Origin of the sequence: Streptomyces sp. NPDC047072 (assembly GCF_040643855.1) — a bacterium.
Taxonomy (GTDB): domain Bacteria; phylum Actinomycetota; class Actinomycetes; order Streptomycetales; family Streptomycetaceae; genus Streptomyces.
Genome location: NZ_JBEYVC010000021.1, coordinates 73683 through 94850, shown reverse-complemented (window position 1 = coordinate 94850; position 21168 = coordinate 73683). Strand labels below are relative to the sequence as shown.

General features: G+C 71.7%; 19 protein-coding genes. 5 read left to right on the top strand and 14 right to left on the bottom strand.

The window, feature by feature from the left end; all coding sequences use genetic code 11:
• Nucleotides 1-51 precede the first annotated feature (51 nt).
• From ABZ896_RS12700 to ABZ896_RS12665, 8 genes are all read right to left on the bottom strand, one after another.
• Nucleotides 52-1437 carry a hypothetical protein gene (locus ABZ896_RS12700; RefSeq protein ID WP_360926306.1) on the bottom strand — a complete coding sequence of 462 codons (1386 nt, stop codon included), beginning with the start codon at nucleotides 1435-1437 and terminating at the stop codon, nucleotides 52-54.
• A gap of 254 nt (nucleotides 1438-1691) precedes the next feature.
• A complete protein-coding gene (locus ABZ896_RS12695; RefSeq protein ID WP_360926304.1) occupies nucleotides 1692-2792 on the bottom strand; it encodes a hypothetical protein in 1101 nt (366 codons plus the stop codon).
• A 197-nt stretch (nucleotides 2793-2989) separates the two neighbouring features.
• Nucleotides 2990-5704, bottom strand: coding sequence for a Gfo/Idh/MocA family oxidoreductase (locus ABZ896_RS12690; RefSeq protein ID WP_360926301.1), 2715 nt, complete (start codon nucleotides 5702-5704; stop codon nucleotides 2990-2992).
• Nucleotides 5705-5748: 44 nt separating this feature from the next.
• Nucleotides 5749-6789, bottom strand: coding sequence for a phosphotransferase (locus ABZ896_RS12685; protein WP_360926298.1), 1041 nt, complete (start codon nucleotides 6787-6789; stop codon nucleotides 5749-5751).
• Nucleotides 6790-6826: 37 nt separating this feature from the next.
• Entirely contained in the window at nucleotides 6827-7630 is an 804-nt protein-coding gene (locus ABZ896_RS12680; RefSeq protein WP_360926296.1) for an AP endonuclease, read from the bottom strand.
• Complete coding sequence (locus ABZ896_RS12675) at nucleotides 7627-8415, bottom strand: hypothetical protein (RefSeq protein ID WP_360926293.1); 789 nt, start codon at nucleotides 8413-8415, stop codon at nucleotides 7627-7629. The genes ABZ896_RS12680 and ABZ896_RS12675 overlap by 4 nt, the downstream gene beginning before the upstream one ends.
• 104 nt (nucleotides 8416-8519) lie before the next feature.
• Nucleotides 8520-9428: a hypothetical protein gene (locus ABZ896_RS12670; RefSeq protein WP_360926290.1), complete on the bottom strand. Its 909-nt coding sequence runs from the start codon at nucleotides 9426-9428 to the stop codon at nucleotides 8520-8522.
• Complete coding sequence (locus ABZ896_RS12665) at nucleotides 9425-10555, bottom strand: hypothetical protein (RefSeq protein ID WP_360926287.1); 1131 nt, start codon at nucleotides 10553-10555, stop codon at nucleotides 9425-9427. Before ABZ896_RS12665 ends, ABZ896_RS12670 begins: the two co-directional genes overlap by 4 nt.
• Nucleotides 10556-10728: 173 nt before the next feature.
• On the opposite strand from ABZ896_RS12665, the gene ABZ896_RS12660 reads away from it, so the two are divergent.
• Nucleotides 10729-12039 (top strand): XRE family transcriptional regulator, encoded by a 1311-nt coding sequence (locus tag ABZ896_RS12660; RefSeq protein WP_360926284.1) that lies wholly within the window; start codon nucleotides 10729-10731, stop codon nucleotides 12037-12039.
• Nucleotides 12040-12341: 302 nt separating this feature from the next.
• On the opposite strand, the gene ABZ896_RS12655 is transcribed toward ABZ896_RS12660, so the two are convergent.
• On the bottom strand, nucleotides 12342-12698 hold the full coding sequence (locus ABZ896_RS12655) for a hypothetical protein (protein WP_360926281.1): 357 nt from the start codon (nucleotides 12696-12698) through the stop codon (nucleotides 12342-12344).
• On the bottom strand, nucleotides 12695-13111 hold the full coding sequence (locus ABZ896_RS12650; protein WP_360926278.1) for a hypothetical protein: 417 nt from the start codon (nucleotides 13109-13111) through the stop codon (nucleotides 12695-12697). Before ABZ896_RS12650 ends, ABZ896_RS12655 begins: the two co-directional genes overlap by 4 nt.
• A gap of 208 nt (nucleotides 13112-13319) precedes the next feature.
• Here ABZ896_RS12650 and ABZ896_RS12645 point away from each other — a divergent pair, with 208 nt between their 5' ends.
• From ABZ896_RS12645 to ABZ896_RS12635, 3 genes are all read left to right on the top strand, one after another.
• Nucleotides 13320-14717, top strand: a complete 1398-nt coding sequence (locus ABZ896_RS12645; protein WP_360926275.1) for a hypothetical protein — start codon at nucleotides 13320-13322, stop codon at nucleotides 14715-14717.
• 233 nt (nucleotides 14718-14950) lie between these two features.
• A complete protein-coding gene (locus ABZ896_RS12640) occupies nucleotides 14951-16234 on the top strand; it encodes a competence protein CoiA family protein (RefSeq protein WP_360926272.1) in 1284 nt (427 codons plus the stop codon).
• A gap of 166 nt (nucleotides 16235-16400) precedes the next feature.
• On the top strand, nucleotides 16401-17411 hold the full coding sequence (locus ABZ896_RS12635; RefSeq protein ID WP_360926270.1) for an NAD(P)H-dependent glycerol-3-phosphate dehydrogenase: 1011 nt from the start codon (nucleotides 16401-16403) through the stop codon (nucleotides 17409-17411).
• 66 nt (nucleotides 17412-17477) lie between these two features.
• On the opposite strand, the gene ABZ896_RS12630 is transcribed toward ABZ896_RS12635, so the two are convergent.
• From ABZ896_RS12630 to ABZ896_RS12615, 4 genes are all read right to left on the bottom strand, one after another.
• Entirely contained in the window at nucleotides 17478-18353 is an 876-nt protein-coding gene (locus ABZ896_RS12630; protein ID WP_360926267.1) for a transcriptional regulator, read from the bottom strand.
• 233 nt (nucleotides 18354-18586) lie between these two features.
• Nucleotides 18587-19054 carry a hypothetical protein gene (locus ABZ896_RS12625; RefSeq protein ID WP_360926265.1) on the bottom strand — a complete coding sequence of 156 codons (468 nt, stop codon included), beginning with the start codon at nucleotides 19052-19054 and terminating at the stop codon, nucleotides 18587-18589.
• Nucleotides 19051-19458, bottom strand: coding sequence for an ATP-binding protein (locus ABZ896_RS12620; protein WP_360926262.1), 408 nt, complete (start codon nucleotides 19456-19458; stop codon nucleotides 19051-19053). The genes ABZ896_RS12625 and ABZ896_RS12620 overlap by 4 nt, the downstream gene beginning before the upstream one ends.
• Before the next feature lie 11 nt (nucleotides 19459-19469).
• The gene (locus ABZ896_RS12615; protein WP_360926260.1) at nucleotides 19470-19892 is read right to left on the bottom strand and encodes a hypothetical protein; all 423 of its coding nucleotides are present in this window, start codon (nucleotides 19890-19892) and stop codon (nucleotides 19470-19472) included.
• A gap of 156 nt (nucleotides 19893-20048) precedes the next feature.
• Between ABZ896_RS12615 and ABZ896_RS12610 the strand changes: the two genes are divergently transcribed.
• Nucleotides 20049-21152, top strand: a complete 1104-nt coding sequence (locus tag ABZ896_RS12610) for a hypothetical protein (protein WP_360926258.1) — start codon at nucleotides 20049-20051, stop codon at nucleotides 21150-21152.
• Nucleotides 21153-21168 lie beyond the last annotated feature (16 nt).

Below are 21168 nucleotides of genomic sequence, written 5' to 3'. Positions count from 1 at the left end.
GTCCTGCCCCGGGGGCAGGACCCCGGAGGCGAGCCGGCGGGCCGCAGGAGGCTACGCCTCGTATGCCTCCATGGCTCCGGTCCGTGCCCAGTGTTCTGGGTAGCCGCGGTCCGCATCGCGCGGTTCGGCTCCGGGGAAGGGGGTGAACCACTGCTCGGGCGGGGTGTTCCACAGCGGCGGCAGGCCGTCGTCACTCGGGTCGCCGTCGTCCAGGAGAGCGTCCTCTACCCGGTCCCATCCGTCGTCACGGTGCCGCGGGAGCCGGTCGTAGCTGGCTGCCATGCCCGCGAGCGCCTTGGCCTGGTCGCGGGCCTCGTCGAGGGCGCAGTCGAGGGCGACGCGCTCGCCGACGCAGCGCGGGCTCGGCCGGCGGCCGGCGGCGACCTCTTGGGCCAGGTCGTGGGCGGCACGCGCGAAGTCGCGCCGCCAGGAGTACCCCTGCGCCCAGGTGGATTCGGGCAGTTCGGTGTAGATGGTGGCGTGGTCCTCGTGCTCTGGCCGCAGTACTTCGTCGCCGAAGGCGTGCGCGGCCTCGTGGCCCTCGTCGCTGATCACGGACAGCGCCATGTGGAGGACGTATGCCGTGCGGGGGGTGAACTGCCATTCTTCCGCGGCGCGTTGCAGGGGGAACAGGGAGGCGAAGTCGGGCAGCGGGTTAATCCGTTCCCATTCCTTCTCGCCCATTCCGGGCCCGCTGGGGTCATCTTCGAGGCGCCAGCCCGGGCCGAAGTCGGCGGTGAACCCGTCCGGGCTCCAGTCTGCGAGCTCATCGCCCTCCTCGGCGTCGAGGACCCTCATCGTGCTGCCCCTGCCGATGACCTGGGCGCCCGGCAGATCGAGGTCGGGTGCGGTCAGGTGGAACGCGGCCTGCATCAGGTGCAGCGGGTCGCCGAGGCTGTCTGCCGCGAACGGTCCCGCGGGCTGCCATCCCATGCTGGTGGCGGAGTTGTAGAAGGCCACCGGGTCGGTCAGCAGGTACTCGGTGAACTGGACTTTCCGGACCACCGGCGCGTCAAGGCGGCCCAGGGTGTTGTCTTCGACGCGGGTGCGCCAGGCGCCTAGCGCGGCTCTGGCCTCCTCTTCGGGCCACCACGACAGTTGGTCCTCCTCGACCAGCCAACCGCCGGTCCGCGCGGCGTCGATGGCCTCGCGGAAGGAAGCGAGCACGGCATCGGGCAGCTCCAGCGCGAGAGCATCCGCCTGGCTCGTGATCTCGGGAGCGACGGGAGAACCACAGGCCAGTACGCCCTTGAGGATCTCGGCGGCCTGCTGGGCGTGGTCAACGTCGCGGCAGGTCAACACGGCCTTCAGCGAGGGTGGCCCGTCCGGGTGGGCGACCAGGGCCATCACCCGGCTCTTGCTGGGGGTGTGCTCGCAGTAGAAGCCACGCAGAACAGCCAGCTCACGCGTATCGGCGGCGGTGGAACGATCAGACACGTCCGGCTCCAGAAGGGACGAGGCGACCGGAGCAGACAACGCCGCATGGGCGCGCACCGACCGGCGCCGTGGACACGATGACGACGACGCACAGCAACCCCGTGCGCCACAGGAACATCGACTTGGTGAAGGCCACGACTGGTGCGGCTGGTACGGCCAGCCACCCGGATCGGATCTGGACGCAATGTAGCACCGCGCCCACCCGGCGTGCACAGGGAACGAGGAGATGGGGACGACGGTCTGTCCGGCGTCGGTCAGGGCCTGCACCAGCAGCCCGCGGTCGGGCTCGATCGCCACGGGAATGTGCTTGCGGCTGTGCCGATGGCCGACGGGTGATGGTGCTGACCGCTCTGCAGCGATGCAGTGAGCGCGGTGAGCAGTCGTGTGTTGGCTGTCTGATCGTGGCTCAGGTCGACGGCTTGCCGTGGCAGGCGGTTCAGGCGCTGAAGAACCTCGAGACGGGCCGTGGGCATTCCGGCGTTATTTCCGTTGGTGAAGCCGAAGAAGTCGGGGTAGCGCTCCTCGTCCGAGGTGACGAAGACGCTGGTGGTGACTTCTGTGCTGCGGTGGTCGTTCACGCAGGCCGGGGCTCTGGTGGAGGAGACGACGCGTGGGAGGAGAACACCGGCTGCGATGCCGGTGGTGGCCAGGGGCAGCCCGAACCAGCGGGTGAGCTGCTCGGGCCAGATGTGTGCCTTCAGTTCCCGGCCGGAGGCGGACGTCAGGGCGCCGGTGTGGCCGGTGGTGAGAGCGTCGGTGACGCGTTGGTCTTGGGTGGGGTGAGGTGGTTCACCGGTCTTGAGGTGGGCGCGGGCGGAGTCGGCGAGGAGGAGCGCGTGGAGTAGTCCGAGGCCTACTGCGGCTGCTGCGGGCCACGGCAGGAGGTCGAGGCTGCCGGAGGTGTTGGGGCGGGCGAAGCAGCAGTCGTTGGCGAGTAGTTCGGCGCCGGTGGAGGCCAGGGTGAGCGCGGTCGTTGTCTTGCCGGCGCCAGAGTCGCCCAGAGTGAGCAAGGTGCGTCCGCCGGGGAGCACTGCGGCGGAGGCGTGGAGCAGGACCCATCCGTCGTCGATGAGTCGGGCTCGCATCATCTCGCGGGTGAAGCGCGTGGTGCCGGTCGCCAGCCGTGTCGGTCGGCCCGGGCGGGCGGTCGACTGGAGGGGTTGTCGGCTGCTGATCTGTAGGTGCTGCTCGTCGGGGGTGTACCGGAAGGCGATGACGGGGTCGGTCAGGGTGTGCGCGGTGACGGTGTTGTCGTGGTGGCGCGTGTAGCCGATGGGTTCTCGGGCGAAGACGGCGTGGTGGGTGTGGGCCATGGCGGCGGGGGCCTGGTGGTCACCGTCGATGACGGTGACCACCGGGCCGTGACCGGCGGTGGTGTCCTGGGTCGGCGAGGCCTTCCAGTAGCGTCCGAAGTATGTGGTCGCCCAGTCGGTGACGCCGGGTGTGTTGGAGCGGATGGCGACGGTCTGCTGGCGGCGGTCAGGGAGAGGATGTGCATCACGGCGGGGCCTTCCGGTCGGCCCGGCAGGCGGCCGGGGCGGGGCAGGGGCGGCTATGCGCTGGGCCGGGATGCGCTCGAGGCCCCGAGATCGTGTGGTGCCCTCTCGCGCAGGATCTCGGCAAGCCGTGCGATCCGGCGCAGCGGTACGAGGTCGGGTGCGGGTGGGGGCGTGTCGGCGAACAGGAGTGCCGCCGCGTGGCGTACCGAGGTCTGGAGCGGGGAGTCAGCGAGGACTTCGTCGTGCAGGACGGCGCCGTCGCGCACCGCGGTGATCCGGTGGTGGTTGCGTTCGAGCTGCCAGCCGCCGGGGGCGGTGACGGGTTCGAGGTGGAGGGTGAAACGGGTGCGGCCGGCGTGGACGGTGATGTGGCGGTAGCGGTCGTCGGCCGCGCGCAGGCCCTGGCGCCAGGGCGGGCGGGGGGCGGGGGCGATGTCCTCGGCCTGGCCTGGGCCGAGGATCGAGGACGTCAGTTCCAGCCGCAGGCCGCTCTGGAGCCCCGGGCGAGGCAGCTCGGTGCGCTCGGTCAGGGCGGCGACGAACAGGCGCGGGTCGTAGGCCGGCTCGGCCTCGGTGGTGGCCGGGTCGGAGGCCAGGTAGTGCTCCCATGCCGGTGCGGGCAGGATGCCACGGGTGACGGCGAGCATGTGGAGCCATTCGTATCCCAGCACGCCGTAGTCGCGGTCGATGAAGCGGCCGGAGGCGCTGTCGGGGCGCCGGTCCTTGGTGAAGACCACCGAGACCTTGTCGAGGGGGGCGCCGGGTTCGAGCGCGTGGATGAGCTCGGTGAACGCGGGCAGTGTGGTGGAGTGCCGGTACTGGTCGTTGACGACGATCCGGGCGGCGGGGTGGTCGGCCAGCAGGCGCGTGAAGGCGTCGATCTCGTGCCCGCGGCAGGCCGGCTTTTCCATCAGGACGCGGGCGGCCGGGTTGTGGGCGAGCACCGCGCACAGAACGGGCAGGTGCTCGGCGGTGGGACAGCAGATCGACCACAGGTCGATGTCCGCGGCCACCGCCTCGGGCAGGTCGCTGACCTGGTGGGGGAAGCTGCGCAGCGAGGCGGGCAGGTCCTGATGCTTGGGGTCGATGACGGCCGGGGTGGCACCGAGGGCGGTGAGGATTTCGGTGTGCAGGCGTCCGGCGACGCCGTATCCCACGATCGCCGCCCGCCGCAGGACAGCCTGAGCACTCCCGCCCGTCGGGCCGGCGGGTTTCGCGGCCGGCTGCCCGGTGGCGCCCGGGGCCGCGTACAGGTCGTAGTAGGCGTCCCACAGTCCGGCGTCGGTGATGGCGGCGTCGGCCGGGACGGTGTGGAGCCCGGCCGGTACGCGGTCAGGGTCGGCGCACAGGGCGGTGGCGGCGATGAGGGTGCCGGCGCGGTAGGCGTCGTACCCCTGGCTGGGGATGGAGTCGGCCTCGAAGAGGTTCATGGAGCGGCCGTTGCCCAGCACGGTGACCGTCCGGCCGCCGGGGAGGCCGAAGCGCAGGCCCACGCCGGGGATTTCGGTGGCGTCCTGGCGGTGGGGGCCTTCGGTCAGGGCGGAGAAGTCGCGGGTGGCGAACGGGGCGAGGAGCACGCCGTCGGGCAGGGCGGCCAGGTCGGTGTCGGTCAGGGCGAGTTCGCCGGTGGTGCCGATGATGAGGAACGGGTGGAAGGCGGCCAGGGCCTGGCCGGCGGTGCGATAGGTGGTGAAGCCGTTCTCGGCGGCGTCGATGAGGGCGATCAGGTCGGTGTCGACGATGTCGACGCGGCAGCCCAGGTCGCGTAACTGGGCGGCGAGGCGGGAGCCGAGGGTGCCGTGGCCCAGGAGCAGGATCTGACGGCCGATGATCTTGCGGTCAGGGAGCAGTGCGCGCAGCCTGCGCAGGCAGGAGTCGGCGATCTCGCGGTAGCCCAGGCGGGACTTGACCTGGGAGCGGGCCAGGTTCAGCACAGGGATCGCGAGTTGGCCGGCGGCGGCGATGCGCTTGATGCCGCTGACCGTCAGCTCCAGCGCGGCGTCCACGGTGCGGGGCGCACCGAGGGCGCCGTAGCCGCGGGCCAGCAGGCCGCCGTCGTCGACGACCAGAACCCGCCGGCCGGCCGCGTGCGCGGTGTCGAGGAAGGTGTCGATGTCGGCGCCGACCCGTGCGAGCTGGTCCTGGTGGGCTTCGGGGTCGTTGATGGCCGTGTTGTCCAGGACGTCGCTGCGATACCCGCGTGCCAGGAAGGTGGCGTGGACCCGGTCCCGGTTCCAGGTCCGGTCCCCCTTGTCCAGGGTGAAAATCCACTCGGCGGGGATACCGGCGCGCTCCATCGCGAGGACGAAGCCGGTGCTGTGCTCCAGGTAGTGATCGCGGAAGAGCAGCGCCCAGTCCTCGAAGGCCGGATGCCGGCGGCTGTAGTGCTCCAGCAGCGGCATGGCGGCCCGGATGCCGTCCAGTTCGCTGCCGGTGTAGGGCAGCACGCGGGCGGCGATCGCGTCGTGGAGCTCGGCGGCGATCTGGCCCCCGCCGGGGTGCGGGTCGATCAGGATGTCCACGGCGGCCGGCGGCGGCACCTGGAAGCCCAGGGTGCGCGGCGCCTGCGGCGGCACACTCCTGAAGCGCACGGTGACCAGGGTGCTTGAGCTTGCCGGGGCGGTGAGCCGGAGCGTGCCGGGCTCCTCGTGCTCGCAGTCCAGCTGGTGGCGCGCGGCCAGCGCCCGCGCGGCGGCGGTGACCGCCTCGCCGCTGATCGGTCCGCGCAGGACCGCCCACTGGTCGCCGGATATGGCCGTCGTGGTCATCCCCACTCCCTCTCTTCGTCGTCCGCCCGGCGGGGCGGACGCGGTCAACGGTGGTGCGCCGCCTGTGTCAGGGCGCTCTCGACGTCGCCGAGGTGATCCAGCAGGCGCTTGGCCGCGGCGTGCCGCAGGAGCCAGAACTGGTCCAGGTCCTCCTGGATCAGGCCGGGCTTGAGGTAGTGCTGCTTGACGCCGTAGAGGCTGGTCAGCAGCTGGAGCAGCGCCACCCGGGCGCAGGCGGTCACGTCGCCTGTCGGCAGGGTCGGGTTGGTCTGAAGGTAGGCGCCGACCAGGTTCACCCCAGCGGTGATCCAGTCCTGGTCCAGGACGACCGTGCGCGGGTCGAACGCGATCCGGCCCAGCTCGTAGGCGACCAGGAACGGGTCGGGGGGCAGGAAGTCCAGCACGGCGGTGAGCTCGTCGCCCTGGAAGAGCAGGTTGACGGCGGAGTAGTCGCCGTGCAGGACCTGGGTGGTCAGAGGCGGAAGGCCGGCCAGGAGCTCGGGGATCCGGGGCAGCACCGCGCGCCGCTCGGCCAGGGTCCGCAGCGCCTGCTCGTCGAACTCGTCACGCTGGGCCCGCTCGCCCGCGATGCCCAGCAGCTTGCCGGTGGTGGCGTCCAGCTTGTCGAGGTCCGGGTTCATCCACTTCTCCAGCCGGGCCGACGGGCCGGATCCGGCCGGGTGGTCGGCGAACGCGGTGTGGATGCGGCCCAGGGCATGTCCGGCGGCGCGCTGCTGGGCGGGGCCCAGACCGTCCTCGACGACCACGCCAGGAACCCACTCCCACACCGAGACGGCGATCCCGTCTCGCCGCACGACGGTGTCTCCGTCGGTCGAGGGCCTGGGCGTCGCGACCGGCACCTGGTGCAGGCCGGCCAGCTGCGTCTGGTCGACCGCGGCCTGCTCGGCGGCCAGGTCCCTCTCGCTGCCCTGGTAGTGCTTGACGAAGAGCACCTGGTCGCCGAGGCGGGCGCGGTAGTTGACGGTGACCTGGCCGACCGGCAGCCGCTCCAGCTCGATGCCGGGCAGGCCGTAGGCGCTGGCCAGCACCGCGGTGAGTTCGGGCTGCGCTTGCGGGTCCAACACGACCCCTCCTGTGACTTGTCGTGATCGGGTGAACACCCTATGGCCTACACGGGGGTGGCCCGACGCGCTGCGGCCACTCGCGACAGGCATCCCGGTAGCGGCTCAAGCACGCCTGGGGAGTGCGGGGTTGGCCGGTCCACTCCACGGCGACCTCCATGTGCTGGCCGTCGGCGATCCGCCTGCGGGCCCTCGCGGCGACCAGGTTCCGGCCCGCGGCGTCCAGGCCGGTGCCGTCGTCGGACAGATGCAGCACCCGGGTGAAGTGGAGGACCCGTTCCAGCGCCGCGTCCGCATCGCCGTTCGCCGCCGGCCGGGCGGCGGCGAGCTGGGTGGTGTCGGCGAGCAGCCGCAGCTGCGGCCACCGCCCCAGCATCTCCTCCAGGGCGCCCAGCGTTTCGGGGGCGAGCCAGCCGGGGTGGTGGAGTTCGACCAGCAGCGGCAGCCGGGCCTGCGGCAGCCGGGAGCCGAGCATCGCCTTCAGCAGCGGGCCCTTCGGCACAGTGCGGCCCAGTAGCCGCACCCATCCAGCGCCGAGCGCGTCGGCCGCGGCCGCCAGGCGCTCTAGCTCGGCGCGGGCCCTCGCCCGCTCGGGGGCGGCGAGGGCGAACAGGTCGGTCAGGTCCAGGTCGGCCGTCACCCCGGTGACCGGCACCCACTGCTGCGCCGCCCGCCGCCAGTGTGCGAGCACGTCAGGGGTCTGCCGGGCCAGGTCGAAGCCGCGCGGCCCGCCCCGCAGATGCACGAAGGGAACTCCCTGCTCGGCAGCCCACTCCAGCAGCTGAGGCACTTCCATGCCGCGCACGCCGATGCTGTACAGCCCAACACCGCCGGGCGCGGTCACGGCGTCCTCCAGTCCAGCAGCAGGACCGGTTCCGTCGGCCGGCCGGGCGCATCGAGCAGTGCGAAGACCTCCGGCGCGAGCGCGCCGGGCACCGTGCGACACCACGCATCGGCGAGGACGGGATCGAGGTGCCCGGCGAGCCAGAGCGCCACCGTCGTGAAGGCGTCCTGATACGCGCCGTCTGCCGCCGGGGCCAGCTCGTGCATGCCCACCACCGTCCAGCCGCCCCGGTGCACCTCCAGCGCCGGGAGAACGTCGCCGGGCCCGGGGGTGCCGAGCAGTCCGAGGACGCCTCCAGGCGCGGTCAGTCCCGCCGCGCACGCCGGAGCGCCGGCAGCGTCGATGACCAGCTGCCCGCGCCCCACGCCGTCCGGCGGCACGCACCGTACCCCGGGGGCGCGGCCGATCGGGGCGCGTGGGCGTGAGGTCACCACCGTGATCCGGGTGGCGCCGCGGCGGTACAGCTCCAGCACACAGCCCACCGCGACCGGTCCGGAACCGACGACCACCGCGTCATCCAGCTCGGCGGCGGGCGCCCGGTCAAGGCCCAGGCTCGCCATCTGCTGGAACCGGGCCAGCGCCACCAGGCGCGGCTCCATCCCCGGCGGGGCTGTCACCGCTCCGGGGCAGGCCGGGTTGAAGGCGGCGCCGTGCGGCACCGGGGCCAGCACCCAGCCCGCGGTGTCGTCGGTCCTGCCGAGGGTCATGTAGCCGGCCTCGCGGTCCGCACCGGCCAGGTGCCTGCGCTCGGTGCCGGGGCTGATCACGCTGAACTGGCCCGCCACCAGGCCTGGTCCAGGCGCAGCCGCGGGCAGGAGACGTGCTCGTCCTTCGCCGACCCGTACTCGGGCTCCGGCGTACCGGCGCGGCGCGGAGTTCTCGCCCGGCATCAGTCGACTTCCGCGGTTTGTGCCGGTGTGCCGGTGCGGGCCAGGTCCTCGATCCGGTCGGCGATCATCTCCGGGGCGCCCCACACCGCGTGCAGCCGGATCACGCCGGCCAGGTTCTGCACCCGCTCCAGGCGGTGCGAGGCGGCCGCGGCGTCTTCCAACTGACGCAGCACGACGGCACGGTTGTCGAGCAGCCGCTCCAGCAGGTGACCGCTGGCCCGCCACCACACGGTCGCCGCCGTGTGTGTGTCGAGCACCTCGACCGTCCCCGTCCCGGCGGCCGGGTCCCCGTCCACGTCCACCACTGCCGCGACCGAGACCCCCGAGACCCCTCCGGCGCCCAGGTCGAGCGGCAGCGGCTCCCGCAGCCCCGGCAGCAGGCTCAAGTCCACCCGGTCGGGGCCGGCTGCCGCCAGTTCGAGGTCGGGAAACCAGCGGCGCGTCGGTCCGCGCCGGGCGAGGAACGCGGCCGTGCCGCCCAGCACCCGGGGCTGCCCGCCGGGCGAGGAACACTCCACCAGCGCCACGTCACCGGCCAGCACCCGCCAGCCCCGGCGGGCCAGGGCCAGCGCGGCAAGCGTCTTGCCCGCGCCGTGCCCGCCGAGCAGCACCGCGACCCGGCCGTCGCCCGGATGCTGGAGGGCGACTGCATGCACGCACAGCGTGCTGTGGGAGAGGTGCAGCAGATGCAGATGGGCGTTCAGCACCCGGCGCGCGTCCCCATCCGCCGCTCCGGCCGGCAGTTGGACCGTCACCGGGCCAGCGCCGGCCCGCAGGCCGGCCGGCAGCACGCCGGGCAGATGCGGCGCGATCGACTCCCACCGCCGCTCCAGCGTCGGATCGGCGTCCACCACCAGGCTCCGACCCGCGCTCGAGACCTCGTAGACGCCACGGTTGATCGTGTTCATCGGCGTCGCCCCAGCCCGGAGACGACACCCTCCAGGGCCTGCCAGACGGACGCCTGCGGTAGCTGCTCCACGGCCACGCGCAGGACCGTGGCGGGTACTCCGGCCAGCAGCCCCACGGGTGGCGCTGTCCCGGCGGCCTGGTCCGCCAGCCGCGGCCCGCCCATCAACCCCAGCGGATCACTCACGTACAGCAGTTGCTGCGGCACGTCCGCCGCCCCGGCCACTGCCCGATCCAGCGTCTGCGCGTCCGCGGCCTCCGCCCGGACTCCCGCCTCAGCCGCTCCGCTGCCCTCCACGATCACGACGGCGCCCAGGGGAACAGGCGGCGAGTACTCGACGCCGAGCGTCGCACGGTGCTGCGCCGGAGTGAACAGCACCCGTTCGCGCACCACACCGGCCACGACCCGGCGCTCGCGCCGGCCATCGCAATCACCGGCGAGTTGCGCGGGGACCGCGACGCGGGTAGGCCACCCGACCACCGTCCCGCCCGGGCCGATCAGCACCAGGTCGTCCGCGAGGAACTGTGCTCCCAGGTCCCGCACTGCCCGGTGAGCAAGCGTCGACTTGCCCCCGTGCCTGCCCGCCAGCATCACCAGCGCACTGCCGTCGACGGCGACGGCCGAGGCATGCAGCATCCGCCACCCCGATCCCAGCAATCGGGACGCGAAGAACACCCTCGCCAGGTAATCCGCCCACCGCAGCCCGACCGCGTCGCCCGGCGTCACCAGTAACCGCGTCACCTGCTGCCGCGCGTCGACCTCCATCACCACCGGCAGCGCGCCCCGGCGGTAGGCCGCCACCAGACGCATCACACCGTCGTCCATGCCCACCACGGCCAGGCGGCGTCCCCCGTAGGGAAGTTCGAGGAACAGCCGGCCCTGGAACAGATCGCCCCCAGCACCGGCTCCCGCTCTCGTGTGGTGCTCTTCCACCCTCAGCGTCCACTGCACCGCCGCAGTCGGCTCGGCCACGGAGCAGGCCGGGACGAGCATGCCCACGACGGCCTGGAGCACCTCGGCGTTCGGCGTCAGGACGCGCAACGAGATGCCGTCCAGCTGAAGAGCACCGTGGACATCCCGCCCAGTGGGCCCTGCCGCGCGATCAATGTGCACAACGTCAGCAACCATCAGCCCTGCCCTCCCCGCCGGAACACCGTCGCGGACCATCCGCACGGCCGTGCCACCGAGCCGATTACAGGCCAACGAGCCCTGTTCGCACCAGTGTTCGCATGTCATCTCCCTGTCATCCCGCCAAGGGCAAAACGGCGCGGCGGACCAGGCACGGATGCTTCGATGAGGTGATGGACGAACTCATCCGGCATCCTCTGGCGTACGCGCGGTGGCTGCACGGTTGGTCCCAGACGGAGCTCGCCCGGCGCGTGAAGGAAGCAGCGCGCCGCCGCGACCGCCGGGCAGGCACCAGCCGCCAACGCGTTTCCCTGTGGGAGACGAGCGTCACGCCGGACGAATTCTCCCAAGACCTTCTGGCAGACGTCTTCGACGTCCCGCATGACCGCGTGACCGCTCTGGGCTGGCCGCACTGGCTGCCCGGCCAGGAAACGCCCGCTCCCCTCGGCACCGGGCTCACCGTCACCGTCCTGAGAAAGGCCGCGCAGATGGCCGTCGACCGTCGCACCTTCCTGACCTACACACCGGCCGCCCTCAGCGCACTCGCACTTCAGTGGGCCACGATCGACCCAGCCCTGGCCGCTGGCGCAACCAACGGGCGGCCGGTGGACCCCACGTTCGTAGACTGGCTGGAGAAGGCCGCCCGCGATCTCAACAGCCTGCCGACCGCACACCGCCAGCACACCGGCGCCCTGTTGGACGGGCACCTGACGACCGTCGTCGATCTCCTCGAACACGGCAGCTACAGCAGCAACCTGGAGACCCGGCTGCACGCACTCGCCGCCGGCCTCAGCCAGACCATCGGCTGGCACCGCTTCGACCACGAGCACCACGCCGCGGCCAACCGGCATTGGCACGCCGCCGTCCACGCCGCCCACCAGGCCGGTGACACCGATATGGGAGCTGGCGCACTCTCGGACATCGCCTACCAGAACATCTGGCTCGGCCAGCCCCGAGCCGCCGCCGAAGGCCTGGAACACGCTCTCTCCCGCACCACCAACCCGACCGCCCGGTCCCTGCTGTTCCTGCGCAAAGCACGAGCCCACGCCATGCTTCAGGAGTCCAGGGCTTGTTACCGCGACCTCGCCCAGGCCGAGAAGTCCCTGAACTCGGCAACCGATGCGGCACCGCGTTGGTGCTCCTGGATGAGTCCCGCGGACCTCGCCGTGGACTCCGGCCGCTGCCTGGCAGAACTCGGCAACACCAAGCAGGCACACCGGCTCATCACCGAAGGCATCGCAGTCCTACCGCCCGCCCGTAACAAGACGCGGGCCGTGTTCCTGACCTACGAGGCGGAAAACTACCTTCGCGCCGGCGACCCGGAACAAGCCGCAGCAGCAGCGGCCACTTCACTCTCCCTAGCACACCGGATCAACGCCCCTCGCTGCATTGCCATGGTCCGGGACCTCGAACCCCAATTCGCACCACATGCGAGGACTGCCAACGTCTCGGACCTCCTGGACACCCTCCGCGCAGCTAGCTGACCGCTTCGTCGAGAGCCCCGATCCTTCTGGCTGGCGGTCAGCTGCACGATCCGTACGGCGCAACGCCGTGGTGATCGCCTTCATGGGCATGATGAACCAGGTGGCCGGTCACGCCCCCCTCTGAGCGAGATTCGCCGCGCGGCCCGAGCTGGGCGCGCCAGCGCTGTCCGATCTCAGTGACGCGTACGGCTTCGGTGGAGCAGTCCGCGAGGCCGTCGTCGAAGTCTTCGGTGGTGGCGTTGCCCGACGGGCACATCGACATCAGGTACAGCGGCTTGGTCAGGTCGGACTGGTTCGGGTCGTCAGGATCGAGTTCGACCTTCGCGCCGCGCTGGCGCAGCCCGACAACGGCGGCCGCCAGGTGTGTGGAGACTGAACAGGGGCGTAGCCCTTCCGTTCTGCTGGCCCTCGCGCATCATCCACGTCACGAACGCCACCAGCGCGCCCCGGGAGCCCTCCAGCTCCGGCAGGCGGGCGAGGTTGTCCGGGGTGGTCTCGGCGGCGACGGCGTCGGCCAGGTCCTCGGCCAGGCGGCGTTCGGCCCACCGCTCGATGAGCTCCTGGCGCTCGGCGGCCGCCGGGTCCAGCGGCGCAGCGGGCTGCCGCCCGCCGAGATCGTCCTCGGCGGGCGGCAGCGCGATATCGGCGGCCGTGCTCACGGAGTCTCCGTCGCGGCTGCTGCCGGGCGGGGCGATGAGACCAGCGTCCAGCGGGTGCGGTCGTAGCCCTCGGCGTCCTGCCACCCCGCCCACAGCACGCAGACGAGGTGGTTCCAGGCGCTCATCCGCTCGCTCAGCCAGTTGTCGGGCACCGGCTCGTGGGGGTAGTCGGCCTCCCACTGGAAGTTCGGTCCGAGGGTGTCCGTCTGGACGGACAGAGCCTCGTCGATCGCCCGTGCGGCGGCCTGCTGGCCGCTGTCGACCAGCTCGCGCAGACGGTCGCCCAGGAACGTGCAGACGGCGGCGTAGTCCTGCGGGGTGAGCTGGTCGACGGTGAATGCCCGGTCTTCCGGGATGGCCGGGACGGTGGAGCGGTCGAGCATCACGGTGTGGTTTCCCCTCCGGTCGGACACGGTGGCGACGGGTCGTCATGTCCCGTTCTGTCGCGTCGGATAAGGAGTGAAGCTATCCGACGTGATCACCCTCGTCCGCGATCCACGGACACCCGGAAGGAGGTTGGCCGATTTTCGTTGCACAAAGAGGGTTGGCATACATGTATAAGGGGAGTAGGTCAGTGCTGCACGAAGCGTGCAGCACTCGGAGTGAAACGAGGAATCAGCCTTGAGTCACATTCGTCCGCTCGCCAACGGCCTGCGCACCGACCACCCGGTGCCGGGCCTGCCCTTCATCGACGACTCCCACATCCCGCTCGACGACGGCCCCGAGGCTATCGAGGCCGTGGGCCGCAACCGGGGCCCGGGCATGTGGGGCCGCTTCGACAAGAACCGCCCCGACGGCGGCTGGCGTGCCTTCACCACCGACCCGCTCGACAACACCCTCGGCTGGGCGGTGCGCTACCACCCCGAACACGGCCGGACCGTGCTGCTGCTGAGCGACGGCGACACCTCCTCCCTGCACACCGACTGGGACGGCGAGACACTGCTGTTCCGCGCCGGCGGCTACTGGTGGGACGGCACCACCTGGTACCGGCCCGGACAGGTCTGGGACCCCGTCACCCAGGACTACGAGCGACGCAAGGCCCGCGCGGCCGCCACCGTCAGCGCCGCCGACATGCTCGACGGCCGGGCCCAACCGAACCTGGCGTACATCGGCAAGGTCGCAGCCTTCGATCGCGAGGCCGAACGGCCGGACAACTGGCTCGACTACCTCGCGCTCTGGGCCCAGCACCATCAGGAGCGCGAGGGCGCGCTGCCGCTGGAGCGGTGCGTGGTCGACGTCGCCAGCCCGGAGCTGACGGCGGCGCAGCTGATCGGAGCCCCGGAGATGGCCGAGCTCGGCGGCATCACCGCCTCGACGCTGCGGGCTTACATCTCGCGCGGCAACAGCGAGGTGCCGCTGCCGCAGGCCACCGTCGGCGGCCGCGACCAGTGGGCCCGTGCGGTGGCCCAGGACTGGGTGGAGGCCCGCAAGCGCTCCTACACGGGCGTCGGGGAGGCAATGTCCGCCGGCGACCGCGACAGCCTCTCACCCGGCGCGGCCGAGGTGCGCGACCGGTTCACCGCCGACTTCCAGCACGCGCTGTACGACCGGCCCGACATGCGAAAGCGGTGGGTGCTGCGCCACCGCAACAAGGAGTCCGTCGCCCAGATCGCGGGCGAACTCGCCTGGTCGGTAGCGGCCGGCCTCGACCAGATCGTCCCCACCGAGCACCTCGGGCGTACCGTGCGGGCCGCGGTACTGTTCGACTTTGCCGAGACCGCCGAGATGTTCGCCGGCACCGAGGACGGCGACAAGGACGCCGAGGCGTCCCCCGAGTGGTGGCACTTCAACCTGACGCCGTCGGTGGGCAAGACGCTCGACTGGTACATCCGGTGTTTCCCCGGCGAGGCGTACGCCACCATTGGGGAGATCCAGCGCCAGGCCCACAGGACGTGGAACATGCCGGCGGCGGACACGCTGAGCGCGCTGCGTTCCGCGCTCTCGCTCGACGGCGAGCTGACCGAGCAGCAGCGCGAGACGTACTTCGCCCTCCTCGAACCGCACGAAGAAACCGACTGACCGTCCTCACCCGACACGGGACGGGGGCCGGAGCCAATGCCAGTGGCTCCGGCCCCCTTCGCGTGACTCTAGCCGGGAGCCGGCTGACGGGCTCGGTCCTGTCAGGGGCAACAGGCCCAACCGGCGCTGGCCAGAAGCGGCGGGCAGCGCTCAGTTCCCGCCGTTCTCCTGGATCCGGCGTGGTGCCGTCTCGGCGTGGGGACGCTGGGCCGTGGGCGCACAAGGGGGAGCCGATGGGATACACCGCCGTACACCCGGATTGGGGCCGGCTGGACGCGTCGCTGAACGATCTCGGGTGCGAACGTGCCTGGGCGGACGTCCATCGCGTCAAAGGTCTGGTGCTGGCGTGCCCGGAGTGCCGGGGTCGGGTCTTCGCTCGGGTCTCCCCGTACAGCGCCCGGCACTTCTACCACCAGGTGCGGCCGCCGGACTGCGCGCTGGCGAACGAATCGCCGGAGCACCACCTGCTGAAGCTGGAGCTGGCCACGGCTGCTCGGGCGGCGGGGTGGCGGGCGGAGCTGGAGGTCAGCAGTGAGGCCCGGAACTGGCGGGCCGACGTGATGGTCTTCGACGAGCGCGACCATCCCTTCATGGCGCTGGAGGCGCAGTTATCGCCCATGACGCCGGACGAGGCGCGGATGCGCACGGACCGCTACGCGCAGGACGGAGTGGCGGTGTGCTGGGTCGCCCTGGAGGAGCGGCCCTGGGAGCGCATCGTGCCCTCGCTGCGGGTGCGCTCCCCGCGGAAACGGGGGGAGTCCTGGACGGTGCGGCACGGGGTGGCGCGCTACACCTGGGCACCGCGCACGCTGACGGCGAAGGCGAAGTGGGAGCACATCACCTGCCCGCTCAGCGACGCGGTCAAGTGGATCCTCGACGGGCGGGTGCGCGCCCACACCGGCCCGAACGGCACGGTGTGGTGGACGGCGCCGGCGTACGAGGACCTGGCCCTCGCTCGCGCCCGGATGGAGGCGGAAGCCGAGGCCGTCGAGCAGGCTGCTGCCGCCGAGCGTCGCCGCCAGGAGGCCGAGCAGCGGGCCGCCGCTGCCGAGCAGTACCGCCGGGACGCGGAGCGTCGCGCACAGGAGCGGGCGCGGGAGTGGGAGGCGGAAGTACAGCGCCTGACGGGCTTCTTCGAGCGAACGGGCCTGGACGCCACGGTGTGGCAGGTCTTCACGCAGATGGTCCGCTCTGCCTCGGGCAAGGCGATCAAATACGGAGACCTGAGCCCCGCTCACGGCAACGGGCTGCTCGTCTACGCCCGGCCAAGGTGGGAGAATGGCGGATTCAATCTTGCTGGAGTCATATGCCCAGATCCCGGAGCGCTCGCGGAATGGCCGAAGGACCTGACAATCCTGGTACCGAATCAAACCTGGCTCTCTCGCGTCCAAGCCGCAGCCCGGGCCCCGCTGAAGGTCGCGGTGCTGAACCCGGTCACCGGACGCAGCAACTTCGTACGCGTCGCCCCAGCCCAAGGCGCTACCTCTGTTGGACCCAATGCGCCTGATAGGGCGTAACCTTCGACGGCCCTCACCCCTACCACTGTGGAGAGAGCACCGTACTCGTTCGGGTGTCCCGAACCCCGCGAGTGCCGGACTCCGCTACCGTGCCGTCGTAAGCGACGTTCGCCCAGGGCGAGGACCATCTAGCGTGACATGGAAGGGCGTGGGAGTGCGGGTTGCCATGCTCTCAGCCGGGTCATGGGGCACCGCATTCGCGGCCGTCCTCGCCGACGCCGGGAACAACGTTGTGGTGCACGGCCGCCGTGCCGAGATCGTCGAGGCGATCAACACCCGCCGGGAGAACCCGGCTTACCTGCCCGGTATCGCTCTGCCGCGGGGGCTGAAGGCGACCGGCGACGTCGCCCTTGCCGTGAAGGGCGCCGAATGCGTAGTGGTGCCCATTCCGGCGCAGGCACTGCGTGCCAGCCTCACCGCCTGGGCTCCGCTGATCGGGCAACAAACGGTGGTCGCGAGTCTGATGAAGGGCATCGAGACGGACACCGGGCTGCGGATGAGTGAGGTCATCACCGAGGTGACCGGTCTGTCCAAGGAGCGGGTCGCCGTCATCTCCGGCCCCAACCTCGCCCGCGAGGTCGCCAACCGTCGGCCCGCCACCTCGGTCGTCGCCTGCCCCGACCACAGCGTCGCCGAGACCCTTCAGCAGGCGTGCGCCACTGGCTACTTCCGCCCCTACACCACCGTTGACGTGATCGGCTGCGAGCTCGGCGGGGCGGTGAAGAACGTCATCGCCCTCGCCGTCGGTCTCACAGCCGGCCTGGGCCTGGGCGACAACTCCCGTGCTCTGCTGATGACCCGTGGCCTCGCCGAAGTCACCCGCCTCGGCGTCGCGCTGGGTGCCGACCCCCTCACCTTCACCGGCCTTGCCGGGGCCGGAGACCTGCTCGCCACCTGCGCCTCCGGCCTATCCCGCAACCGGACCTTCGGTGAGCACCTCGGACGCGGTATGAGCGTTGCCGAAGCGACCATCGCCACCCGGCAGACCGCCGAAGGCGTGGCATCCTCCCAGGCAATCCTGGGTCTTGCCCGGCGGCATAGCGTGGAGATGCCCGTCACCGAAGCCGTCGTCGACATCATCCAGGGCGGCCTCACCGCCGCCGAGGCCGTCAAACGGCTCATGAACCGAGCGGTCACGTCCGAGCACATCGGCAGCGGGACGAGCAGGCTGCCGTAGTACAGCTGGCTGATGCCGCCCCGGCCTGGTGGTCGTCCGTCCGGAAGTGGTGCCCGGTCCGTCCGTCTACCACGCCGGTCTGCTCGTGTCCGGGGCGGTGCGGCGGGTGTAGGCGGCAAGGCCCGGTAGGCCAGGCCGGTCGGCCGCGATTCTGGTCGCCAGCGCGCGCACCGAGGGGCGGCGCGCCTCGCCGGGCGCGGCGAGTTCGACCAGGCGCAGCTGAGCGAAAGCGCTGGCCATGTCGCCGACGTCGAGCAGGGCGCGGGCGGTGTCGGTGGCGGCACGGGCCCGGCGCTCGGCCGTGAGCAGTTGCCCGGGGTCCAGGCGGCGGGCGTGGGCGAGAGCGCCGTCGACGTCGCCGAGGTGGCGTTCGATCCCGATCCGGTATAAGACGCACTGGCCGGCGGACAGTTCCCGGGGACCGTCAGCAGTGTGCGGGCTGTGGGCGATTCTCAGGGCCGTCTGCTCGGCGTTGTCCGCGAAGTCCCTGGCGATGACGGGTAGATGGGCCTGGGCGGCGGTGTAGGCAGCGGTGAGCGCCACCATTCCGGCTGCATCCAGCGCGGCCGCAGCGGGCCGGGAGCTGACCGTCAGGTGTGCGTGTGCCTCCTGGAGCAGGACGAGGGCCTCTCGGGTACGGCCGGTGCGACGCAGAGGAGTGGCGGCCGCGCGAGCCGAGGCGGCCAGCACGAGGGCGTCGCCCGAGCGGCGGGCCGCAGCGCCAGCCAGGCCCGCGTACGCGCCGGCGGCCGGGGTGCGGCCCTGCTTGACGGCCAGCTGCGCCGCCAGCACCCACACCTCTGCCGCCCTGGCAGCGCCGGCCGGGCCCGTCCGGACGCCGTGCTCGGCGCCGGTCAGAAGCAGCGGCATGAGCCGGCCGAGGCGGTCGTAGGCGCCGACGACGAATAGCGCGCGGGCCGCGCCGAGCTCGGCGTCCGACACTGCTGTTGGGGCATCGTCGGCCCACGCTGCGGCCGGCCGTACGACGACCGCGGTCCCTAGCGCCGCCCCCGCGCCCAATATGCTCCGCCGGTCCATCCCGTTCCGCCCTCCTCGCGCCCGGCCGGGTACCAGGACACCGAGACGACCGTACGGCCGACCACCCGGGTTCCGGCAGGGCGCACACCACCGTGGCGCACGCCCCCAACAACTGAGCGCTTCAGAAGACCCGGGGTTCATCGGGTGCGGGCTCGTCCGAACCGGAGCCGGTCGGCCGCGAGCGCGGTGTCCAGGTAGGAGTCGATGCGCGCGGCGTCGGCGGACTGCGGCAGCGGGTCCAGCCCGAGCAGGAGAACCGCTTCGCCGTGACGGGCAGCCAGCTCCGTCCAGGACCGGCGGGTTGGGAGCCGTAGCTGACGGGACGCGCCGGATATGTGCAGCAGCACGTGGTCGCCGACGATCTGCAGGCAGCGGCCGAGGTCCGGGACGACCTCCCGGGCGCTGGCCAGAGAGCCGAGGCTGTCGGACAGACGCCGCATCCGGGCCTCGACCGTCTCGGCGGTACTCAGACCCGTCAGGGCAGGGGAATGGGTGATCAGGATGTGCCCGACGTCGCGGCCGTCCGCTCCGGTGCCGGGCCAGGTCCAGGCGGCGAGGGAGACCAGCAGCCGCAGGCCGGGATCGGCCGGAAGGATGACGCTCATGCTGTTGTCCCTCCGGGGGCCTTGAAGCAAGTCCAGACGATCTTCCCAACCGGGGTGCGGTCCTTGACGCCCCAGCCGTCGGCGAGCGCGTCGACCAGAGTCAGTCCGCGCCCGGACGAGTCCGTGTCCGCGGCTTGGCGCGCCTGGGGCGGCTGGCAACGGCTGTCGTGTACTTCGAGGCGGACGGCTTCCTCTTCCTCATCGAGGTCCAGTTTGACCAGGAAGCCGCGGCCGGGGGTGGTGCCGTGGACCAGGGCGTTCGTTGCGAGTTCTGAGACGCACAGGCGGATGTCCTCGGCACGGTCCAGAAGGCCCCAGCCGGTGAGGACTTCGGCGGTGAAGGCGCGTGCCTGGCGGACCGACTCGGGCCGGGCGTCGAAGAAGCGCTGGGTCGTTTCGGTCATCGTGGCTCTCATCACCCGGCGCCCAGGACGCGGGGGGTTCCGGGGCGGCGTCGGGCCGGCGCGCTGCGGGAGACGGATGGGTGGGCGGGACATGGGCGGCGCATCAGCAGCAGCCGGGAACCGGCGGCTTCGATGCGCCGCCCGCGGTCGGCGGCTATGGCCTTGGGTCCCAGGTGCGAGAGGGCGGGGGCGACCACGCCGTAGACGTCGGGCAGTGCGAGCACGTCCAGCAAGCCGGTGAAAGCCGACGACGATGGTCCCGGTGCCGCGTCGCGGTCGGTGAAGAGGCCGGACAGCTGGAGCTCGTGGCTGCGGCAGTACTCGGCGAGCGACATTGTCAGCGCCTCCTGCCGGGCCGCGGAGACCCCTACCAGCCGCAGGAATCCGTACACCACCGGGGCGCTGACCTGGCGATGCTCCGTGAGGGGTTCCATGCCGGGGACCGTCCAAGGCGCTCGACAAATTGATGACGTTCTTGATGGTGGATGCATCACAACTCCGCGCCAACCACCGCCTGTTCTACTTCCGTTCCACTTCCGTGCCGCCGCCCACAGCCGTCTGCTTCCATGACCAGTGGAAGGGAGTGAGGCGTGGCGACCGTGCACCACTGGACCGGCCTGGAGGCCAAGGCCCTTCGGCTCGCCCTGAGACTGAGCGTGCGGGCCTACGCCCAGCAGCTCGGCCTCGCCGTCGCGACCGTCTCCAAGTGGGAGAGCAAGCTCGCCAACACCGCGCCCCGACCCGACACTCAGGCCATCCTCGATACCGCCCTCGGCCGGGCGGACGCCGCCGTCCATCTGAGGTTCGAGACACATCTGTCCGAGATGACCAGCCCGCTGCAGAACGCCGGTCTACGGCGTGTCACCACCGCGGGCCCAAGAGCCTGGGAATACGAGTCGTGGGCCGACGACCTGGACCGGGCCGTGGTCGCCCTGTCCCGGCAGGACTTCGTCTTCGCCGACAGTCTCCTCGGCCGCTGGCTCGGCCGGTTCAAGGCCTGCGAGCTGGACGACAAGGGCCTGTATCTCTTCGCCCGCTCGACCGCCATGCTCGGCGACCTCAGGCGGGACCAAGGCGCAGTCCTCGGTCCGATCTCCGCCCAGTACTCCTATGCCGCAGCCCGCGCGGTCTTCAGCCGGCTCGACATTCCCCGCCGCGTCGCCCAGCTCGACCTGTCCCTCGCGGTCGTCGCGGAGATGTCCGGAGAGCTGGAGACCGCCGCCCGCACCTACGAAGATCTCGCCGTCGACGACCGGCTGTCCCACCGCGACCGCGCCCGCGCGCGGCTGTGGGTGGGCACCGCCCTGAGCAAGGACGGCCGCCACGACTACGCGACCCGCGTCATGCTGGCCGCCACCCGCGACTTCGAAGACCTCCAGGAGCCCGACGACTGGTCGGTGGCCCACCAGAAACTCGCCCTCGCCCGCCGCGGCGCCGGCGACCTCACCCAGGCCCTGCACTTCATCGACATCGCCCGCAGCAGCGGGACCACGGAAACACCCATGCAACGCGTGCGGCTGGACACCGCTCACGGCCACATCCTGCTCTCCGACTCCGGGACCCGGGATGATGGACTCCTCGTCCTCGATGCGGCCGCCCGGACGGCCGCGCAGTACGGACTTGTACACCAACTGCGCAGCATCGAGGGCATCAAGGCCATGAGCGAGGGGCCGACCGGCCCCCGGCAGCGGTGACCAGGGAGACAAACGC